Genomic DNA, 18,625 nt, shown 5'->3' with positions numbered 1-18,625 from the left:
CCATGAATACTCAATATCACGCCGGTAATGAAGATCTGTTGAGAAAGCTACAAGTCTCTAACCAGTTCATGTCAAAACCAATGCCTGCTCAAGTTCCAGGCGAAGTATTCTTTGGTCATCAAGCAGGCGACTCCTCTGTTTATGTTTTGTCTCAAAAAAAGCTAGATATGATGGCAAAACTGGCTTTAGAAAACTACTTGAGACCGCATAAAGCTGCATTTCATCTGGTGGGTGAATCCGATGTAGAGCGTATTAAAAATCGTATTTCAACAGATAAAGCTGAAGTATCGAACACGGATGCAGAATCTATGTTTGATGAGTTATTTGACATAGCGGTAAATGCCGGTGCGTCAGATATTCATATTTTCACATACAAAGATGATCCGCACATACAGTTACGAATTAATGGTGAGCTGGAACGAGTCAGGCTGTCCGAGGGAATGACGCACCTGGGATTAAAACGACTTTGCATGTCTATTTATCAGTCAAAAACTGGAAATACCGCTAGTTCAAAAAACAGCTATTCCCCCACTAAAACGCAATCTGCAACAGTACAAGAAAAGATTTCGTCATGTAATAAGCGGAACAGACTGCGGTATCAGGATGCTGAGCTGGATGGTGATGAAGACTCAATTCACGTAACCATGCGTTTAATCGATCTTGATAAAAACTTCACAGAAATGGAGTTAACAGATCTAGGTTATGAGAAAGACCAACGAGATCTCATACAAGATGTAATGCTGAAAGGCGGTGGTGGACTGTTCATTTTGGTCGGTGCTACCGGTGATGGTAAAACGACCACGGCAGCGACCATTCTAGGAAAACTCGTAAAAGAGCATGGCGGCCGAAAGAATATCGTCACAGTAGAAGATCCGGTTGAGTTTCGTATTCCTGGTGTACGCCACACACAAGTTACGGCAGTTGATGGCGAGACTACTCAAGAAGCGTGGGTAAGACACTTAGCCGCAATGATGCGTCGAGACCCTGATTACATTCTGCAAGGCGAGATGAGAACGCCAGATACAGCGCATAGTGCTTGTGAAGCTGCGTTAACAGGCCATACGACATTAGTAACCCTTCACGGTAACTCAACCTTTGACGCTTTCTCACGGCTTGTTGAGTTAGGGGTGCCATTATCTTTATTAGGCACATCTGGCTTTTTGAAAGGGATTGTATATCAGCGCCTAATGCCGGTTTTGTGTGATAAGTGCTCGATTAAATATGCTCCTGATTTGGCACAGCGGGGCATGTGCTCACCCGGTCTGATGTCGAGAATCAACATCGCATGTTCATCACTAAAGCATAACCTGCGATTCAGAAACTATGAAGGTTGTGAGCATTGTCGGAAAGGTCTTAAAGGCCGTACAGCGTGTATTGAACCGCTGAGAATGGATCATGAGGTGCGAAAGCAGATAGCTGAAGGGAAGATAGATTCTGCGCGTGTTGAGTGGCTGTCTAAACGCGGAGAAGGTTCCGTTTTCGATGCTGAAAAAACGATTAGTGAAAACTACCCGCAGCATTGCGTAGGCTTCACTGCTTTTGATCATGCGTTTAAAAAAATGTTGATGGGAATGATTTCTCCTGTTGATGTTGAAGATAAGTTGGAAATTCTGACCCACAACATGATTGCAAGTGATAACCAGATCATTGGTGAAGAGGTGCGCATGATGACGGGAAGCACTACAGAAGATTCGAGAGAGTGGGCTCAAGACTAATGAGTATCTTCAAGCAATTAGTTGCAACTGACAAAACAGCCAACACTGCCAAAAAACTAAACACTGAAACACGCCAATGGTTATATGACGTTTTGGAGTTCCGATCACAGATAGGCAGTCTGTCTGAGGGTTTACCTCAGATGATAAAAGAGTTGAAAAAGACCAATGCAAAAGGGGTAAAGAGAGCAGATCTTTTAGAAAATATTTCTATCAAAAGTCTTCGGGCAGGTAATTCATTTAGCTCCGCGCTGCAAGGGATTGTACCTGAAGATGAATACATCCTGATTACTGCCGCAGAGAGTGGTGGACAGCTGGGCGAGGGGTTAGCAAAAGCCCGTGATCGAATGGAAAGCAAGAATAAAATGCAGGGAGTACTGATCAAAACACTGACTACATTCTGCCTGTACTTACTCGCTCTTCTTGGCTTGATGGCGTTATTCGGGAATGGATTGTTTCCGGTACTCGAAAAAATAACGCCGGTTGAGCAATGGCCTGGTTTTTCGCAAGTGGTGCGTAACGTGATTGGCACAATGCCTGTGTGGGCTTCAATTCTGGTGTTGGTGCTTGTCATTATATTTTTCAGCATTAGTGCTTCACTAACACGCTGGACAAATACGGATAAACGCAAATGGTGTATGAATCATATGCCGCCTTGGAACATTCATCGTGATGTAACAGGTCAAGCAGTGCTTGAAAGCCTGGCCGCACTTTCAGAGGTGTACTCAGAAAGTGAGGCAATTCGTACCCTGAGAAAAGCTGCACATCCGTCAAACCTCTGGCTAAGAGAGTGTTACGACATGATGACTATCAGAATAGATTCGGGTTCTGGTAACCCGATGCTCAATAACCCCCTAATCAACCAGGAAATTCAAAGTGTATTAACCGCTGTGGGTGCTGGTGGAGATAAGAAAATATTTTATATGAGAGCTGCAGAAAGAACCCGGGAAAAGGTTGAGAAACGTATGGCTCGGGTAAATCAAACAGTAAATTTTATTAGTCTTGCATTAATAGGGAGCAGCGTGGGATTACTCATTTCAAGTTTCATGCTTGTTGCTATGAATTCTTTAAACAACAACCTTTAGTTCAAAAATATATCAAATATCGGAGTAACAAAATGAAAGCAAAAATCGTTAAAACCCAAAAGCAGCAGAAAGGTTTTACCTTGATTGAAATGATTATAGCGATAGCCATTATCGCAATTGTTGCAATTCCACTTGGTTATCTGGGCGTAAAAGCTATGGGATCAGCAACAGCAAACAGTGAAGGTCAGATCACACAAGGCTATCTGAATGACCTCAAAACGAAATATCCTCGGGGACCATATACAGGTTTGAACAATCAAATGGTTATTGATGCCGGTGTACCGGATGATGCCACTATCAGTGGAACAACGATCAGTAACCTTTGGGGCTATTCAATTGTATTTACTGCAGGAACACTGACAGGCGGAACAGCAAATGGAGCCATTCAAATGGTCAATACAGTTCCTGCAGATGCTTGCTTGAACTATGTATCAAAAACTTCCGATTCAGCTGATGAAGTTCTGGTCGGTACGACTACTGTTAAAACCGTAGGTGGAGTGCTGAATAACGCGACTGCAACAACAGCCTGCGCTGTTTCTACGGCAACTGTTGGTGTAACTCTTCGGAAAGCTTAACTATGAATCTGGATTCCATTGCAGACCTCTTTATTGAAGTAGACCGTTTAGCTGAGAGCACGGTTCTGTCAAATAATGTGTTATCACAAAACGTAAATGAAGAGGTTCTAAAAGGGATCCTGGATAAGCTTTCCACTCTGGAAATGGAAGTAGGAAAGGATCGATTTATAACGTATGAAGGAACTATTTTCAGGGCGCACCTTGGCTGCACAAAAACAGGTAAGCAGTACTCACTGAGACGTGTTCCTTCATTTAGACCCTCCCTCGATAAAGAGAATAAAGAAGGGATTAAGTTCCCTTCTTATTTTCCTCGCACTGTACAGAAACAGTTAAAACAAACGGGCGGCTTATATCTCGTAACCGGTCCGCTTGGATCCGGTAAATCAACAACAGCCGCTGCTTTACTAAATTACATGTTGACATTGACAGGCGGTGTGGCCAGAACATTAGAAGATCCACCAGAATATGATTTACAAGGGAAATATGGTGACAATGGCATTTGTTGGCAACATGAAGTGGAAGGCGGTGACTTTGCCCCCTTGATCAGAAGCATGATGAGAAGCTTTCCGAGCGGAGTGCCGTCATACATGCTTTTGGGTGAGATCCGTGATCAGAACACAGCTCAGGAAGCCCTGAGAGCTATGCTGAATGGTACATCTGTACTTGCGACTATTCACGGCGAAGACATTCAATCGTCAGTACTCCGATTTCTTAATTTGTGCGGAAATGGAGCATATGTTCGGGAGTCGCTTGGCAAAATGTTAAGACTCCTGATCAATCAACATAAAATAGTAACGCTCAGTGGCGCGTCTGAAGTTAAATTTACAACGCTAGAAGGCGGTAATGACTTAAACGCCATACTTTCGCAAGAAAAGACACATTCAATTCGAGACCTCGTAACCCTTCAGAACAATGCCCGTATTGGAGAATCCCGTGGTAAGTAAGTCGTTTCAACGCGGATATCTGATAGTCGAAATGATGATTGTTGTTTTCATCTTTGGCCTTGCGTTCACCGGCTACATGAACTATGCAGCCAAGAATGAAGAAAATGACAGCTTTTATGCTCTAGGAAGTGTAATTGCAGAGCATTCAACAGCTATTACTGAATGGGTTGTCGATCAAGGCGCAACCGCATTATCTGGAACGTATACAGGAACAAATTGGCTTAAAAGTAATAGCGATTGCGGCATAACGACCGGAGGAACAACCGCTTATCTACCCTGTTCTTTTAGTTTCACTACAAGCCGATTTGGAGGATCTCCAACCTCTGTAGTGACCAACTCTGGAGGTGTCACCACCGTTGTGACTACCTGGCCTGCGCTGGTTGAGGGATCTAAGGTGAAAGTGATAGGAGCTGCAAGGGTGGTGCGAGAAGCACAAGCTACCAATAGAGACTCCATGCACAGTGTCGTTACCTATTCAGAGGATATCAACGGAGTCATAACAGCAACTATTTCCGTTAACAACGCGACCAGCATTTATGTAAAGCGAGCTGGCGATTCGATGAATGGTAGCCTTGATATGGGCGGAAACAATCTCGATAACGTAGGTGTGATTACTGCATCCACCGGGACATTTAATACATCGTCCCTCGGCAATGCTTCAGCCTCCAGTTTTAATACCAACAACGTGATCGCAACCAACGGAACGATAACGACTCTTGATAGCACAACCCTGACGGCAACAAATGGCACTATAACTAATCTTGGTGCGACTGATACCTCGACATCAAATCTAACGGTAAGCGGTACCGCAACAATCGATCAGCTTTCCGGCAATCTGAAAATTCAGAAGATCAGAGTGGTGGGAGATGCTTGCAGCGGGAATGGACAAATGGCAATGACAGCCACGGATGATTTACTCTCCTGCGTCAACGGAAACTGGAAAGGGGTTCAAGGGGCAGGTGGGCTAGACTACAGACAATGCTATGGGGCTTATCATGGCACAAACGTTGCGTACAACGCTTGCCCGACCGGATATGTTTTTAGGGGTGGTTACCGGCGAGGTAGCGACTCAGGAGAATGGAATGGTTTTAACTGCTGCAAACTGAAATGAATAATGGACGGCTAATTTATATGCAACGTAGAAGCTCACAGCAGGGATTTCTCCTTTTCCAACTTATGATAGCTACTGCGATCATGGGGATTATTACAGCTTCTCTGCTGACCTATCAGGCAAGAGTAGGAGAAGATTCTGAGTTCAGAGACCTGGGCGCACGTATGGCCGCACACTCAAAGGCTGTGACCCTCTGGATTGTTGATCAAGACGGTACAGCAGTACCTGCAACCTATACAGGAACAAATTGGCTTAAAAGTAATAGCGATTGCGGCATCACGACTGGTAGTGGAACCGCTTATCTTCCGTGTGGATTTAGCTTCAACTCAGGTCGATTTGGAGGGAGTGCAACTACAGTAGTAACGAATATCGGTGGTGTCACGACAGCCACAACAACATGGACAGCTATAAACGAAGGCGGCAGCGTAAAAATCATTGGGGCAGCTAAGGCCGTTAACCGAGCGCAAGCCGATACAAGAGAAACGCTGGAGGGTGTTGTTACATACTCTGCAAACAACAGTGCAGTGATAACGGCGACGATCGCAGTAAACAATGCAGAAAGTCTTTATGTGAAACGCAGCGGGGATTCAATGACCGGCCACCTCGATATGACCGGGAATAATATTAATAATGTTGGGGTTATTACTGCTTCTCAGGGCTCATTTAGTACCTCGTCATTGGGTGCCGCGACCGCCAACAGTCTTAATACAAATACATTGTCTGCAACCAACGGTACGATAACGAATCTCAATAGCACTGACCTGGAAGCGACCAGCAGCACGATTACTGACCTCTCGGCTACCAATCTGACGACTTCAGATCTAAATGTTGCAGGTACTGCGAACATCAATAACCTCGACGGTAATCTACAAATTCAAAGTGTGAAAGTACCCGGGAGCGCTTGTATCGGATCGGGCCGGTTGGCGCGAACATTAGACGGAGACATTTTGACCTGTAAAGGCAGTCTTTGGGCGCAATCCGAGGCGAGTGGCGGAATGATCAATTACAGTTCTTGTTATTACGTTAACTACTGGACCAATATTTATTTTAATGCCTGTCCGAGCAATTACGTTTTTGTGGGTGGTTATCGAAGAGGGAGTGACACATACGAATGGAATGGATTCACATGCTGTCAGTTGAATTAAAGGGAAGTTAAGTGTAAATGAGAGAGTAACTAATGCGTAACAAGCAGTCTCAAAAAGGATATGGGTTAGTCTTATTGATGGTGATTCTTGCAGGCTTAGGCTCAGCTGTAACCATTATGTCTATTCAAACAGAAAGACAAGCTGAAATAAGAGAGTATAGGAGCTTAGGCAATAAGCTTTCAGAACATTCTCGGGCAGTGGGTGAGTGGGTCATTGATAATACTGGTACTGCTATACCTGCAACCTATACCGGAACTGATTGGCTGAAAAGCAATACGGACTGCGGGATTACAACGGGGGGTGCAATTCCATATTTACCGTGTGATTTCTCATTCACCACAGGACGGTTCGGAGATACACCAACCACGGTAGTAACTAACTCAGGTGGCGTTACTACCGTTGTTACTACGTGGCCTGCTCTGACAGAAGCCGGTGAAGCGAAAATAGTCGGTTCTGCACATTCAGTTAATCAAGCAATTGAGATCGGCGGCGATGAACTGAGTGGTCTTGTTACGTATACAGATGATAATAATGCTGTCATAACAGCAACTGTTGATATCACGAATGGAGCAAGTGTCTACGTCCGGCGCAACGGCGACTCCATGTCCGGCAACCTCGATATGACGGGTAACAATCTGAATAACGTTGGCGTTATCACGGCATCTCAGGGGTCTTTTAGTACATCCTCATTGGGTACAGCAACGGCTACCAGCCTCAATTCAAATACCTTATCTGCAACAACCGGCACGATAACGGATCTTAATAGTACTGATCTGACTGCGACAAACGGTACGATTCCAACCCTGAACTCGACTAACATCACTACAACGGATCTGATCGTTAGTGGTGCAGCGAATATCACTAACCTGGACGGAAATTTAGCGATTCAGAGTGTGAAAACAGCTGGCAATACATGTACTGGAGTAGGTCGCTTAGCAAGAACATTGTCTGGTGAACTGCTGACATGTAAAGGTGGCACTTGGCAGGGCCAACAAGTAAGCAGAAGTATTGATTATGGTTCTTGCTATGATGTCCAGTGGTCAAATGCCGTTTACTACAATTCCTGTCCAGTAGATTATGCGTTTGTTGGAGCTGCGAAAAATGGCAGTGACTCAGGTGAATGGATCAGATTTCGGTGTTGCAAGATAATCTAAGCGTGAAGACCAGCAATGTAGAAGGGCCAAGCTAAATACTTGGCCCTTTTGTTTTGGTGGATAGCTGGGCTAAAGAGCTGCTGACCTTGCTGAAATCAATATCAGAGCTTTCATGACGATTCAGCACCCCCGCAAGAATGTTGATATCAGTATCGCTAAGCGAAACAGACGCTGCATATTCTTGCCATTTGCAAGTGACTTCCTGCACTGATTGAATAATGTCGTGTGCTTGGGCCTCAGACAGCCTGAAACGACCGCAAGCGCTTAAAGCGTTATGGATCGATCCCTTCCTGCCTTCATCGCCTACACCGATCGCCTGGAGGCCTGAGTTGGATAATTGAGTTACAACATCATAGGCAGGCGAGATCCGATAGAAATTGTCGTCCACGTTCTTTAAAAAACCGTGGTTGCGCATGTGGTCATCGGTATTGGATGACAGGATGTTAAATATTAAGCGGCGGTATAACTCCTGCAGATCGTCAGGGTGACCTATTTGGGTGATAATGTCAGCAAGCTTGGGATACGAAAAATGAAAAGGGGCATCGTTCTGTTTTATCCGTGGGCGATATGTCAGCGCGTGGCCACTTATAAAGTGCCTGTTTGATCCTCCAGCGACCAGAGGCTGGTCAAAGCGCTCCACCAGCAGAATGGATCTGTTATCCGGTGTGATCAGCTTTGTCGGTGCAGTTGCAATTCCGCAGTCCCTCATCATCCGGAAACACATTTCCTCGGTTTTAACCTGATCATAAATATCATCAGGTCGCCCGAACTTCGCAATCCATAGTCGTTGATTTTCGTCTGCTACAACACTCTTGGGCCGGGCTCCCCCCATTGATGAGCCAGGTTCAAGCTGGCGCAGTATTTCGGGTGTGACCACTCCCTCTTCAATCATGCGCTGAATACCGTTATCCAAGTCGGTAAGCTCAGAAAGAGGTCGATACTCGGGAGGGCTCTTAGGCTTAGCTCTTGATAGAGAAAGACTAATAGCGCCAGCTCCGGTACCCCGACCGGCGAGAAGTAATTCCAGCTTGTTTTCTGGATGTTTACTATGGAGAGCCTGCATAAGCCGTTGCCCCCAATTATCCGGACCAGCATCGAGCAACACTGTCGGAACTCCATCGTTGCCATGAATCATCTGGAGAGAGTCGGTTAACGGGAGGTTGATAGGATCAAATGCAAAAGCATCGGTTCTGGCGAGATAGCTTTTACCATAGATAAATGACCCAGTATTATTACCAGGATCTATGTTCAGCCGTCCCGCCAGAACTGGTGCCGATTCGTTGGGCATTTCAATAAAAACGTATGCTTCTGTAATTGCCATGGAAAGAACCTTATTAAAAGTCGTTATCTACGTTTTTTACTTTGCGTACCCGATCAGGAAGCGAGTTAGTTAATGACCCTCCCAGCAGATCTTCAGCAGGATTCATCAAAGAACGTATTTGATCTGCGCCCCCCAAAATTGATAGCACCAGCATGTAGTTACCCATCGCAACAGAAGGTTCACCGGCTTCAATCTTTCTAATCGTTAAGCGAGTAAGGCCGGTACGTTCCTTCACATCTTCTTGCCGCCAGCCACGGCGTTTTCGGGCAACAGCTAAGTTAGCTCCAAATTGCTTTAATGCAGCTTCTGAATCATAAGGTAACTTTTTATTCATGATAACTATAATGCTCATTAACAAACTTAAAGGATATTATAGTGTTCATATTGTTGTTTTGCTAACTCAGGGAAGATTTTAGATCCAGATATCAAAAAAAATCAATAAACCGGTAATATATATTCTATTAATGGTTCATTAACGGAATTATATATCCTATAATGGTTATATATTAACGAGATGAAGGATTAGGTTATGAGCTTTAAGGTAAATTTAGATTACCAACATGGTCTGTTTGATGGACCGCAGATTGAAGCACGGAAAAGAATCATCGAGCGGAACAAAGCCATTGTGGCGGCAACATCCAAGCTTGTAAGAGAGTCCATACTGGTTATGGAAGGGTGGTTTTGTTCCAGGGACATCTGGATTGTAAATGGGTGGAGCAATTTAGATGTGCGGCCAGTATTGGAAGAGCTGGTTGATGCTGGTGTGTTAGAAAACGCGAAACGTTATTATGGACCTCATAAAGCGGGGCATCCAGATTATAGAGGCTTTAAGTCGTACTACCGGCTGACCTCGCATGATCAGCATCACTAAAAATTGCAAATGACTCCCCAGTCTGAATTTGAGTTGAGGGCCGGTCAACCGGCGTAATCTTTAAAGTATCTCTGATTGTCGGTGTAAGCAGCCCTCTAAACTCTTCCACATCGCTAAACAATGGGTCGAGCCATTTAGCGATGATGTCTTTATCATCATGAGGCAGGAATAACGGTACCGATTTCGAGTGTATGTCTTGCCAAGCCAGGTGGGGTGGTAACGTAATGATCGAACAGGACAGCATCTGCTCACCGGTATCACGATTCCACCACTCCCGATATAGACCCCCTAATGCAAAGGCTGTGTTCTCAGGCTCAATCCTATGATACCGGCGTTTACCTTTAGACCCCTCACCTTCCACTATGGCTGTGGCAGGTACGATGCAGCGGTGGCTTCGATAAGGAAGGTATCCGGCAGAGTTTCGGACATCCAGCTTGTCAGAGCGCGTATTAAAGGATGTATAGTGTGAAGGCTTCAGGTTCTGATCCAGTAGCAACCACCAGATAGCAGGCACAACCTGAAGCCCAGCCTGCTGGCCAATCACGATATCAACGAATGATGCAGGTCCAGACCCGGTATTAACCTGAAACAGGTCTGATTGCTCCTCAATCTCAAGAGATCGGATTAGCGCCTGGGCTTGAGCTGATTTGCTATCAAATTCAAAGAAGCCACACATATTCCTCTCCCCTCTACTTAAACAGAAACCGCACCTCCATCCGTTGTCATTAGAACACTGATGACCGCCGCTGCTTTTGCTGGCCACTTTCTAAGAATGATAGACAAGGTTTGGCCGTGATCCAGGTAACCGCAGAATAGTTGTAATTCACGATTCCAGGTGTGCATATAGCATTCCCGGTAAACTTCTCTGCCAATACTGATGAGGTCTTTGCTTAATTCACCGATGTGTTGTTCCTTTTTGGCCCAACGATCCCACGGGTAATCCCCAATATCATACTGCTTATATTCCAGAGACATAGAGGTTGCATGTAGCCATTCCGCTGCCGACTCAGGTTCCCAGCCGAATATTCTTTTTTTCATTTGTTCTTTATCAACAAACAGACTAACCAAATACTCATCCCAGATATCGCCGGATAGCTCTTCTTCGGACAATGCGGCACCCAACATGATAGATGCTCGTCTATAACGGATACTTTCCATGATCCAGGGGTACCCGGTATCGGAAAGCGTTAAATCTTCTTCTAATACCTGCAGAGCAGGGAACGTATTTGCAAGGGTTCCGACAAGGTGAAGGCAATCACAAAAGGAGGGCTCAAAAATGCGATCTTCGCTGCCTGCACTGCAGGCGACATTCCAAGAAGGGTATCCATATACCTGGCGGCAAATAAATTCGAGTGCCTGAGTGTGTCTGACCTTAGCTAAACAATATTCGCCACCGGCAACCAAGGCCGAGGCTTGTTTCTTCATGCGGGTAATGAGATCAGTTGATGCCATAAAATCCTCCGGACTAAGCGGTTCAGTTGTCTGCGTTCCTGAGTGCTTAAACAAAGGATTTAATCAATGAAGACTGTCAAGCGCGTTTGCCAATTTGCAGACCATGCGGGTGCGCGAACCCAGTTATAAAACTGAATAGATGCTAAACAATCGAAGCAGGAATGTAAATGTTACGGCCAGCAATGCTGAATGAATCGCTATGCCCGAGCCGGGTTCATGGGTCTTACTGCCCGACGTTTGCTTTTGACATACCAGACGTTCATTTTCTGGTTTGTAGTCGGATTCGAACCTACCAATCACGCTTCACAAGTCTAACTGAAACGCCTGTGCGGACCCGCATGCAGGGTGTTGTCGAGGCCGATGTTTCTATAATTGTAATTTGTTGCTTGGTTGATATGTCGATATTCTGAGTGTTAGATTAATTAGGTTACGTAAAAGAATGCGTATAAGTAGACGGTAGTATCTGCTTATACCAAAAGTCCGCCAAGGTTTGCTGTTTCCAACGTGCGGAAGATTCACCAAAAAGCAGCAAAAGTCTGAACGGCACTATGCCTTGGTATCCTAAAAGACTAGTGCCTTGTTAATTTAGGAGAGTCTATGACTAACCAACAATTGGCAGGTTCAGCAAGTTTACCCCTTCGAATGGGCGCATTTGGTGCGTTGTATTCGATGCTAGTGGTGTCTTTTACTCCAGTTGCTGCATTCGTGTTAGCACTGGCAGCATCAATAATTCTGGCTAGGGTGTAATGCTTAGGAGTGTAATCAGTTAGGCTGGCACTCCGACCTATTTACTGTTCATTGGTGTATTGAAAGTCGCAGACCCCGTCACTCGTTTAGTGAAACGCTATACCCTATATAGGCTCATCTTGATCAAGAATGAAGATTCTTGCATTGGCTATGCTGATTAAGTATTTCCAATATCGTCTTTATATGTGTATATTAGGGGTGTGAATGAAGCAGCGCCAGTAGAGAGCCTGCATTATCAATGAAATGTCTGCAATGAATGAAGCTGCGCCAGTGGAGAGCCAGCATTACCAATGAAATGTCCGCACTGAATGACCAAGCATTCACTCATTGAAGCCTCCTTTATGGAGGCTTTTTTGATTCTACTTAGGGAACATTGATGCTAGTTACTGTTCAGCTCACGGATGATTTTCATCAAGCCAATAAAGATCTGGTTGAGTCTTTAGACGATAAAGGGCGGGGTTACGGGGTTGTTAAAATAAAAATTAATGACCTTACATTTGGGATACCGCTTAGAACTAATCTTAATCATCGGCATTGTATGGTGTTAGATACCGTACAACGCGGGGGAAGAAGCTCTAATAGAGGCTTGGATTATACAAAAGCCCTTTTGATTCGTGATGAAACAAAAGAGTTAGGCGCTCGGTTTAATGTGAGCTCGGCGCAGAAGAAAATACTTATAAGCCGTAAAAAGGCAATCATTAACCAGTTTGAACGCTATGTAAAAGGGTATGTAAGCGCAGTTCAAGAGGGAGCTGGAAACACACTAAGTAGTTCTACATATAAATACAGCACCCTCGTTAACTATCATTCAGAGCTAGGCATATAGTTCCTATCTCAGGTTTCACCTGAATCGCTATACGGTGAATTGCCCACCGCTGGCACCCTTATGAAAGGGTGCAGCGATTTGGCCGAGAAAACGCTGTAGCCGCGCCGTTATCTGGAACCGCTCTGAGGGGCGCTTTTGTCACGCCGCGATTTTTAGAGGATGCAGGCCTGCGCGGGCTGTCATGGACACTAGCGCATCAATAGTGAAACCTGACATTTTTCCTCTGCATACATCGGCCAGCCGGGAGCGCTGAACTCCCATCACCTCGGCGGCTTTTTCCTGAGTTAATTCGTTTTCATTGATATATGCAACAATGCTGTCAAAAAGGGCGGCTTTGATTTTTAGCTGCTCCGCTTTGCCTGGGTCTAACTCAAGATCATCAAACACACTGCCAGTAGTTAGATTCTGACTCATTTTAACCTCTCTTTCGCCTCTTTATAGCGACTCACTATTGTGGCTTTATCGGCCTGGGCCGTTGCCTGTGTGGTTTTCTGCCAGCAGTGCAAAACGGTCACAGAGCCTTTGAATTTAGTGACATACGCGATCCGAAATGTCGTAGAATCTTCCCAGATTCGAATCTCATAAACCCCGGTGATGCCCTTGCCTAAGCTTTTTAAAGGCTTCCAATCCTGCGGTTCGTTGCCTTCTTGTAAGCGGTGTAGCTGATACCCTGCATCTTGCACGGCGTCTTCAGGAAAAGCTAACAGCTCGGCCTTGCTCGAACCTTCCCACCAAATGGGCTTGAGTGTTGTAGTCATATGATTATATTGTATAAGATTTTATACAAAAGTAAAGCGATACGCTATTTGCCGCTATGGCCTAGCGGGGTTCATATAAGACCTGATTGCAGTCTGGAATCATGCAATACTATGGTGTAATTTATATGTTTCTTGCTAGTCGCCAAGGTATGGCCGACGTAGTTAGTAAGTTGGGGTATTACTAATCTACAAAAAGAAGGAATTAATTATGGGAATTAAGCCAGGACCTAAACGAAGAAAGGACGATGGGGAAAGGGATAAACGGCAGCGTGTTAATCCAGAAAACAAACCAAAGCACCCCCCTTTAAAGGAGCATAAACATAAAAAGGGTGACTAACTACGCTGACGCAAAAAAGCCCCACCGTTTGACGGGCGGGGCTGTTCTTTTACTTGCCGTTAAGCAGCGCGAATACCTGGATCCCCAGGGACGCAACCGCTACGAAAAGGGACAAAACTGCTAGCAGTTCCATAAACACCTCATTGCTGAGGGTCGCCCGGCGCAAGTTACTGGCCTATCAAACACCGGCATCTGATAAATGACTCATTGAGTACGACCATTATAAACCCTCAATAACGCCAGCCGGTTTCCACACCGAGAAGAGGGGTGAATATCTTAAACGAGGTAACGTTCTAATGGTCGCGGTTCAAGGCCCTATAAACCAGACCCTGATATGGTAAAGTCCTTCCTGCTGATATCAAAGTGATATCATCGTAATATCAAAAAAAACTCAAATAGTTTGAGTAAACTTATTCCGTCAGTATATAATGACTGCATCTGGTAAATGACTCTTTGAGTTAGGTTGATTGTGCTTCCAACATGATTAACTCGGAAAACCGCCTTTCCAAGGCGGTTTTTTTGTGCCTGCAATTCGTGAATCGCTATGCCCTAAAGTGATTCATGCACACACGATATCCGCCCCCAGAAAAGCCCCTTCAGGGCTTTTTTGCGGCCTGCGGTGAATCAAAACATATACATTTTGATTCATGCAAAGAAAGTCCGTTGCTGGCGCACAGCAGAAGTTACCGGCCTGCCATATATTTCATGCTAAGCGAGATTCTACAGTAAGGCTTGCCTTACCAATGGTAAATATTTAGTATTGGTCATATAGATAATCAATATGAATATTTCAAAAGGGTATATCATATGAATCGTAAGCTGGTGGAGTTCCAAGAGAAGTGGAACTTAACAGTCACGGGTTTAGCAAAAGTTTTAGGTATACAGACATCTCGATCCAGCGATTTCTTGTCGGGGAAACGTAAAGCCTTCCCTGAGTACCTGTCGTTACACATAGAGACCCTTAACAAGCTAGAAGAGGGTCAGTGTAAAGAACTGATCAAAAAGCGCGTAGAGGCTGTTAGAAGCGCTGAAAAGACTAAGGGTGATGTCGATGATGGATGATGAACCGGTTAATAGCTCAGAGGACTCAAATATGAATACTCTCGTTAACATTCAAGAACAGGAACCTCAATTCGAGCGGTTTGAGCGCTTCACTGCGCTGGAAAACGGCAATTATTGGAGAGCGTTAGTCGATGGCCACGAAGAACACGTTACTGCTGGCCAAGTTCTTATGATCTACAAAATAGATTATGTTGATCAAAGCCCTCATACCATCCACATGCTGTTGCACCCATCGCAATTAGAATACTCCACCCGGGTTGTTAAATACTTGGTCGAAGATTTTGTCTCCAAATTTGAGTTTGTAGAGACCAGTGAAGCAGAGGCTATCCGGGCCGCAGAGATCCGCGAGATCCAGGGGCAGCTGCAAGACAGTCAGGATGAGCTTACACGGGCTTTCACTGATGCAAATTTAATGGATGCTCTTATAGAAAAAGAACTGCCGAAAGAAGAGACTGAAGCTGCTGGCGGGTTACCCGTTCGACTTGAAACCTTTGACGCTGATGTTGTAGCCGCGGTTAAAACACAAAAGCTATCAACACTCATGTCACGGGGATTAACGGAAACAGGAATACAGCAGATCAGGGCAGGCCTGAATAACCAGAAAGATATCGCGCAGCGCCGGGGGCAGTGGATTGAAAAGAGAACGCAGCGGCTTTCAAAAATAGCGTCACGAATGACCCCCTTCTTCAAAGAAAAAGCAGAGCTGGCAAAAGCGGTTAGCCGGGAGATGATGGATCATGTCGATGAGCTGATGAAAGGAATTGGAAACCTTAATCTCTATGTCCTGAAAGATGTGTTTATTGACACCCTGCAGGAAGGGGCATCTGCTCCCGAAGATGAAAAGCTTAGCATCACACAGAAAGTCCTATTCATGGATGAAGAGATGGCCGTATGGACTGATGTTGACGACGATTATGATTGTCAAAACCGAGAAGGTTTTTTTAAAGCGCTTTGCGATCATCCAGAGCTGGTGGATCAAATATTTCCGTCAAAACGCTGCATAGTGAATGTGGCCACCACCAGACAGGACCATAATTACAGTCGCCGTGGTTATACCTGGCAAGAAGCTGAGCGACTTAGAAAAGAAAATCAGCGGCAATTCCTATTGGTCAGAGATGGTGAGAATATTCACGTTGTTTTGTCTCCGGAGCTTTTTCATAATTTCTGTGCAACACTTTTTCCGACTAAAAATGAAGTAGATGCCCCCTTCAAAGGTGTGGATGGGCAGAACATTACATACCGGGATCTTGATTACACCAAATCACTTGAAAGGTTTGAAGCAACTGCACTCGGGTACAAGCGATTACTCATTCTGCTATGTGGCCTGGACCATAACAAACAGCTATTTGGGCCTTTCTACAAAGGGGAGCCCTCTTTAGATTTTGTATCGATGAAGTTCCAGGAAGAAAATTTCAACTTTATCCATGATGTTGATGGTGAAGGGCTACTGGCCGGTGAGCGACCTCCGTCGGTTACCGAGTGGGTGAAGGAATTAAACTCACGGATCTGCGCTGGCTCCCGGGTATTAGTCCAGTGGCGTAGAGTTTTCAACACTGACACTATTTCATCGGCCTATGAGCGAGAAAACATACACAACTATGGCAGCGATAGTCGAAGGGCTCTGATGTATACGCCGGATTGTGCGGATGATCTTGGTCTGATCGAAGGCATAGTAAAGCGTAAGCAAAACAATTTGGTTATAGATGTTTCGGTGAGCGGTGATAGTCGTCAGTACAAATGGCGCACTTTTAACGCTCAACTCAATCTATCAATGGCCCTGAGAGGTGCGGATCCGTTTGATATTGTGTGCCTGGATACTCTGGATCCAGAAGATGCACATTGGTACTTACATGACCGTCAATCTCGAAGAATGAATGTGACCGGTATACGGATGCTGAAATCCGCCATTCGCCGGGCTGAGAGAGAGCGCAAAACTGAGCAGCCAGTTAGAGATGAGCTTTTAAAAAGTCTTGAAGCCTCTGGCTTGTCATCTGATCGGGGCTCAATGCTAAGGTATGTGAACCAGGCTATTGCAAAATGGCGCTGCGCTCATCCCACAATAGAACCCCAGGACTTGCTGCAGAACCGCAAGAAACTGAATGCCGTAGCCGATCAGGTTTTCTTTTTGGCCGGTCTTGGCCGTAACCCCAAAAATGAGATTGCGGAAAGCGAAAGCCTGATAGGGCGCTCTGTGCTGCGGATAACGCTGAGCGCCAGCGGTAAGTATGTGGCATACAGTACCGCGTTACCTGCAGAGCGTGACGACCGCCTGATACCCTTTTACTGGGTAGTTAAAACAACCTACATCTTAAACAAGAAAGGGGTCAAAGCTGGGCATCAAAGCTTCGTGTTACTGCGAAAGCATAACCCAGCAGAAACGCTGGTTTTTGAAGCTGAATCAGTCGAAGAGTATATTCAGGAAGGGCTGGTACCGTTTAAAACTCCAAAAGCGAAAGCAGAGGCATTGGAGGATGTAGCTGACATAACGATTGATCAGATTTTGGCTGCTAAAGGCAACCCTGATAAAACAATCGCTTTACTCAATGAGTACATTAAATGCCGTTATGACCAGACCATGAAGAGCACAGGAAAGTACGTAGTTGAGCCCTTTGTGTCGTTAGCACTCGGTGATGCGATTCTGAAGGATACTGATTTCAATAGCAGAGCGCTGTATCAACGTCACACACTATTTGGATTTACCGGTAAAACGGGGCATGTGATCGCTTGGTTGTGCGCTGGAATCAAAGAATTAGAGGCTGAGTTTTTAAGTGAGTATGTGTCAATTTATATAGAAAAAAGTGTCGCTCATAAAACAGCTAGCGGCTGGCTGACTCAATTTTCCGGGAAAGAGCTGCAAGAGGTGTTGGAGTTTAGTTTTTACGAACCTGATCCATTCAGTGACTGGTGCGGTGAAAATAATTTATATAAAAAAATACCTGCGGTGGAGGGTTACCGGTATTCATTCAGCAAACGATTGGAAACAGTAGCTGGTGGAGATTCCGTCATCGCAATTGACCTTAACAGGACGGGTGGAAAAACACTAGATGAGTTCCTGGGCATTTCTAAGCCGGAAAACTTCTGCCCCTGCTACGTATACGAAGCAGACGGGTTTGGAGAGACCAAAATAGATATTTTCCAGATGACATCGGAAACCTCTAACTTGTTTAAGCGGTATAGCGTTAATTCGTTTGATACCTTGGCTGAAGCGCTGGGGAGTTTCAGAAATCCAAAAAAATATATAAGTAAGGTTGATAAAAAGTCCTACTCTGTCGAGGTAGAAGCCGTTGAGGTAGATCCGCGAGTATTAAATGGCGTAAAGGCTATTCAGAGCTTTGACTATACAGAGATCAGCAGAGTGGAGTTACCATGAATAGTGAAGACATCGTATCAAGTAACGATATACAGCAGGCGCACAGAGCCCCCTCACAGGGCGATACGCAAGTAAGGGAGGTGAGTGTATAGGAATTTGTTTGACTAATAGCAAGGCATTCAACGGGGCCTTGGTTCATATTCACCGTTGATTAC

18 protein-coding genes are annotated in these 18,625 nt (G+C 45.1%); 12 read left to right on the top strand and 6 right to left on the bottom strand.

Going from position 1 to position 18,625, the window contains the following annotated elements:
* Positions 1 to 2: 2 nt before the first annotated feature.
* Genes Q0499_RS00505 through Q0499_RS00475 form a run of 7 tightly spaced genes read left to right on the top strand, consistent with a single transcriptional unit; the run spans position 3 to position 7,726 of the window.
* A complete protein-coding gene (locus Q0499_RS00505) occupies positions 3 to 1,715 on the top strand; it encodes an ATPase, T2SS/T4P/T4SS family (protein WP_299194664.1) in 1,713 nt (570 codons plus the stop codon).
* Positions 1,715 to 2,797 carry a hypothetical protein gene (locus tag Q0499_RS00500; RefSeq protein ID WP_299194661.1) on the top strand — a complete coding sequence of 361 codons (1,083 nt, stop codon included), beginning with the start codon at positions 1,715 to 1,717 and terminating at the stop codon, positions 2,795 to 2,797. Before Q0499_RS00505 ends, Q0499_RS00500 begins: the two co-directional genes overlap by 1 nt.
* A 32-nt stretch (positions 2,798 to 2,829) precedes the next feature.
* Positions 2,830 to 3,372, top strand: a complete 543-nt coding sequence (locus Q0499_RS00495) for a type 4 pilus major pilin (protein ID WP_299194658.1) — start codon at positions 2,830 to 2,832, stop codon at positions 3,370 to 3,372.
* Positions 3,373 to 3,374: 2 nt separating this feature from the next.
* Entirely contained in the window at positions 3,375 to 4,316 is a 942-nt protein-coding gene (locus tag Q0499_RS00490) for an ATPase, T2SS/T4P/T4SS family (RefSeq protein ID WP_299194654.1), read from the top strand.
* A 31-nt stretch (positions 4,317 to 4,347) separates the two neighbouring features.
* Complete coding sequence (locus Q0499_RS00485) at positions 4,348 to 5,427, top strand: hypothetical protein (protein ID WP_299194651.1); 1,080 nt, start codon at positions 4,348 to 4,350, stop codon at positions 5,425 to 5,427.
* 20 nt (positions 5,428 to 5,447) lie between these two features.
* Positions 5,448 to 6,572 (top strand): hypothetical protein, encoded by a 1,125-nt coding sequence (locus tag Q0499_RS00480; protein ID WP_299194650.1) that lies wholly within the window; start codon positions 5,448 to 5,450, stop codon positions 6,570 to 6,572.
* Positions 6,573 to 6,604: 32 nt separating this feature from the next.
* Positions 6,605 to 7,726 (top strand): hypothetical protein, encoded by a 1,122-nt coding sequence (locus Q0499_RS00475; protein WP_299194647.1) that lies wholly within the window; start codon positions 6,605 to 6,607, stop codon positions 7,724 to 7,726.
* Positions 7,727 to 7,757: 31 nt separating this feature from the next.
* Here Q0499_RS00475 and Q0499_RS00470 read toward each other — a convergent pair whose 3' ends face one another.
* Both Q0499_RS00470 and Q0499_RS00465 read right to left on the bottom strand, forming a co-directional pair.
* The gene (locus Q0499_RS00470) at positions 7,758 to 9,047 is read right to left on the bottom strand and encodes a type II toxin-antitoxin system HipA family toxin (protein ID WP_299194644.1); all 1,290 of its coding nucleotides are present in this window, start codon (positions 9,045 to 9,047) and stop codon (positions 7,758 to 7,760) included.
* Between the two features lie 13 nt (positions 9,048 to 9,060).
* Positions 9,061 to 9,381, bottom strand: coding sequence for a helix-turn-helix domain-containing protein (locus Q0499_RS00465; protein WP_299194641.1), 321 nt, complete (start codon positions 9,379 to 9,381; stop codon positions 9,061 to 9,063).
* Between the two features lie 195 nt (positions 9,382 to 9,576).
* Here Q0499_RS00465 and Q0499_RS00460 point away from each other — a divergent pair, with 195 nt between their 5' ends.
* On the top strand, positions 9,577 to 9,918 hold the full coding sequence (locus Q0499_RS00460) for a hypothetical protein (RefSeq protein WP_299194638.1): 342 nt from the start codon (positions 9,577 to 9,579) through the stop codon (positions 9,916 to 9,918).
* On the opposite strand, the gene Q0499_RS00455 is transcribed toward Q0499_RS00460, so the two are convergent.
* Both Q0499_RS00455 and Q0499_RS00450 read right to left on the bottom strand, forming a co-directional pair.
* Complete coding sequence (locus Q0499_RS00455; protein ID WP_299194636.1) at positions 9,875 to 10,594, bottom strand: SOS response-associated peptidase family protein; 720 nt, start codon at positions 10,592 to 10,594, stop codon at positions 9,875 to 9,877. The two genes, Q0499_RS00460 and Q0499_RS00455, sit on opposite strands and share 44 nt — an antisense overlap.
* 17 nt (positions 10,595 to 10,611) lie before the next feature.
* Complete coding sequence (locus tag Q0499_RS00450; protein ID WP_299194634.1) at positions 10,612 to 11,370, bottom strand: hypothetical protein; 759 nt, start codon at positions 11,368 to 11,370, stop codon at positions 10,612 to 10,614.
* A gap of 597 nt (positions 11,371 to 11,967) precedes the next feature.
* Between Q0499_RS00450 and Q0499_RS00445 the strand changes: the two genes are divergently transcribed.
* Complete coding sequence (locus tag Q0499_RS00445; RefSeq protein ID WP_299194631.1) at positions 11,968 to 12,117, top strand: hypothetical protein; 150 nt, start codon at positions 11,968 to 11,970, stop codon at positions 12,115 to 12,117.
* Positions 12,118 to 12,493: 376 nt separating this feature from the next.
* On the top strand, positions 12,494 to 12,943 hold the full coding sequence (locus tag Q0499_RS00440; protein ID WP_299194629.1) for a hypothetical protein: 450 nt from the start codon (positions 12,494 to 12,496) through the stop codon (positions 12,941 to 12,943).
* 138 nt (positions 12,944 to 13,081) lie between these two features.
* Here Q0499_RS00440 and Q0499_RS00435 read toward each other — a convergent pair whose 3' ends face one another.
* Both Q0499_RS00435 and Q0499_RS00430 read right to left on the bottom strand, forming a co-directional pair.
* Positions 13,082 to 13,357, bottom strand: coding sequence for an XRE family transcriptional regulator (locus Q0499_RS00435; RefSeq protein WP_299194626.1), 276 nt, complete (start codon positions 13,355 to 13,357; stop codon positions 13,082 to 13,084).
* Complete coding sequence (locus Q0499_RS00430) at positions 13,354 to 13,701, bottom strand: type II toxin-antitoxin system RelE/ParE family toxin (RefSeq protein WP_299194623.1); 348 nt, start codon at positions 13,699 to 13,701, stop codon at positions 13,354 to 13,356. Before Q0499_RS00430 ends, Q0499_RS00435 begins: the two co-directional genes overlap by 4 nt.
* A 1,144-nt stretch (positions 13,702 to 14,845) precedes the next feature.
* On the opposite strand from Q0499_RS00430, the gene Q0499_RS00425 reads away from it, so the two are divergent.
* The gene (locus Q0499_RS00425) at positions 14,846 to 15,100 is read left to right on the top strand and encodes a hypothetical protein (protein WP_299194621.1); all 255 of its coding nucleotides are present in this window, start codon (positions 14,846 to 14,848) and stop codon (positions 15,098 to 15,100) included.
* Entirely contained in the window at positions 15,090 to 18,470 is a 3,381-nt protein-coding gene (locus tag Q0499_RS00420) for a hypothetical protein (RefSeq protein WP_299194618.1), read from the top strand. Before Q0499_RS00425 ends, Q0499_RS00420 begins: the two co-directional genes overlap by 11 nt.
* Positions 18,471 to 18,625: the final 155 nt, after the last annotated feature.

The organism is uncultured Amphritea sp., assembly GCF_937127095.1.
Classification (GTDB): Bacteria; Pseudomonadota; Gammaproteobacteria; order Pseudomonadales; family Balneatricaceae; genus Amphritea.
The sequence above is the reverse complement of the archived record's forward strand: the minus strand, read 5'-3'. Positions and strand labels throughout refer to the sequence as shown.

Bases quoted from the DNA above. Each gene is read 5' to 3' on its own strand.
- Q0499_RS00490 (WP_299194654.1), top strand. From the start codon at position 3,375: ATGAATCTGGATTCCATTGCAGACCTCTTTATTGAAGTAGACCGTTTA.
- Q0499_RS00430 (WP_299194623.1), bottom strand. From the start codon at position 13,701: ATGACTACAACACTCAAGCCCATTTGGTGGGAAGGTTCGAGCAAGGCC.
- Q0499_RS00485 (WP_299194651.1), top strand. From the start codon at position 4,348: ATGATGATTGTTGTTTTCATCTTTGGCCTTGCGTTCACCGGCTACATG.
- Q0499_RS00505 (WP_299194664.1), top strand. From the start codon at position 3: ATGAATACTCAATATCACGCCGGTAATGAAGATCTGTTGAGAAAGCTA.
- Q0499_RS00455 (WP_299194636.1), bottom strand. From the start codon at position 10,594: ATGTGTGGCTTCTTTGAATTTGATAGCAAATCAGCTCAAGCCCAGGCG.
- Q0499_RS00440 (WP_299194629.1), top strand. From the start codon at position 12,494: ATGCTAGTTACTGTTCAGCTCACGGATGATTTTCATCAAGCCAATAAA.
- Q0499_RS00475 (WP_299194647.1), top strand. From the start codon at position 6,605: ATGCGTAACAAGCAGTCTCAAAAAGGATATGGGTTAGTCTTATTGATG.
- Q0499_RS00470 (WP_299194644.1), bottom strand. From the start codon at position 9,047: ATGGCAATTACAGAAGCATACGTTTTTATTGAAATGCCCAACGAATCG.
- Q0499_RS00425 (WP_299194621.1), top strand. From the start codon at position 14,846: ATGAATCGTAAGCTGGTGGAGTTCCAAGAGAAGTGGAACTTAACAGTC.
- Q0499_RS00450 (WP_299194634.1), bottom strand. From the start codon at position 11,370: ATGGCATCAACTGATCTCATTACCCGCATGAAGAAACAAGCCTCGGCC.
- Q0499_RS00465 (WP_299194641.1), bottom strand. From the start codon at position 9,381: ATGAATAAAAAGTTACCTTATGATTCAGAAGCTGCATTAAAGCAATTT.
- Q0499_RS00460 (WP_299194638.1), top strand. From the start codon at position 9,577: ATGAGCTTTAAGGTAAATTTAGATTACCAACATGGTCTGTTTGATGGA.
- Q0499_RS00445 (WP_299194631.1), top strand. From the start codon at position 11,968: ATGACTAACCAACAATTGGCAGGTTCAGCAAGTTTACCCCTTCGAATG.
- Q0499_RS00435 (WP_299194626.1), bottom strand. From the start codon at position 13,357: ATGAGTCAGAATCTAACTACTGGCAGTGTGTTTGATGATCTTGAGTTA.
- Q0499_RS00495 (WP_299194658.1), top strand. From the start codon at position 2,830: ATGAAAGCAAAAATCGTTAAAACCCAAAAGCAGCAGAAAGGTTTTACC.
- Q0499_RS00480 (WP_299194650.1), top strand. From the start codon at position 5,448: ATGCAACGTAGAAGCTCACAGCAGGGATTTCTCCTTTTCCAACTTATG.
- Q0499_RS00500 (WP_299194661.1), top strand. From the start codon at position 1,715: ATGAGTATCTTCAAGCAATTAGTTGCAACTGACAAAACAGCCAACACT.
- Q0499_RS00420 (WP_299194618.1), top strand. From the start codon at position 15,090: ATGATGGATGATGAACCGGTTAATAGCTCAGAGGACTCAAATATGAAT.